Source organism: Luteolibacter flavescens (assembly GCF_025950085.1).
Lineage (GTDB): Bacteria > Verrucomicrobiota > Verrucomicrobiia > Verrucomicrobiales > Akkermansiaceae > Haloferula > Haloferula flavescens.
In genome coordinates this window covers 1-1075 of record NZ_JAPDDS010000067.1, presented here as the reverse complement: position 1 = coordinate 1075, position 1075 = coordinate 1, and the positions used below count along the sequence as shown (strand labels likewise).

The 1075-nt window shown below is 43.6% G+C and carries 1 protein-coding gene; it reads left to right on the top strand.

Translation table 11 applies throughout. The features are described from left to right. Positions 1-1075: photosystem II reaction center protein CP43 (psbC, locus tag OKA04_RS25030; RefSeq protein ID WP_264503870.1), on the top strand; the 1075-nt coding region annotated here is incomplete at both ends.

Below are 1075 nucleotides of genomic sequence, written 5' to 3'. Positions count from 1 at the left end.
GGAAACGCTCTTTAATGGAACTTTTGTTTTAGCTGGTCGTGACCAAGAAACCACCGGTTTTGCTTGGTGGGCCGGGAATGCCAGAGTTATCAATTTGTCGGGTAAACTACTTGGAGCTCACGTAGCCCATGCAGGATTAATCGTATTCTGGGCCGGAGCAATGAACCTATTTGAAGTGGCCCATTTCGTACCAGAAAAACCCATGTATGAACAAGGGTTGATTTTACTTCCGCACTTAGCTACTCTAGGTTGGGGAGTAGGGCCCGGGGGAGAAGTTCTAGATACTTTTCCGTACTTTGTATCTGGAGTACTTCATCTAATTTCCTCCGCAGTCTTAGGCTTCGGTGGCATTTATCACGCGCTTCTGGGACCGGAGACTCTTGAAGAATCTTTTCCATTCTTTGGTTATGTGTGGAAAGATAGAAATAAAATGACTACAATTTTGGGTATTCACCTAATTTTGTTAGGTATAGGTGCTTTTCTTCTAGTACTCAAAGCTCTTTATTTTGGCGGTATATATGATACCTGGGCTCCTGGGGGAGGAGATGTAAGAAAAATTACCAATTTGACCCTTAGCCCCGGTGTTATATTTGGTTATTTACTAAAATCCCCTTTTGGGGGAGAGGGTTGGATTGTTAGTGTGGATGATTTAGAAGATATAATTGGGGGACATGTATGGTTGGGTTTCATTTGTGTATTTGGCGGAATTTGGCATATCTTAACCAAACCCTTCGCATGGGCTCGCCGTGCATTTGTATGGTCTGGAGAAGCTTACTTGTCTTATAGTTTAGGCGCTTTATCTGTCTTTGGTTTTATCGCTTGTTGTTTTGTCTGGTTCAATAATACAGCTTATCCGAGTGAGTTTTATGGACCTACTGGGCCAGAAGCTTCTCAAGCTCAAGCATTTACTTTTCTAGTTAGAGATCAGCGTCTTGGAGCTAATGTGGGATCTGCCCAAGGACCCACAGGTTTAGGTAAATATCTAATGCGTTCCCCAACGGGAGAGGTTATTTTTGGAGGGGAAACTATGCGTTTTTGGGACCTTCGTGCTCCATGGTTAGAACCTCTAAGGGGC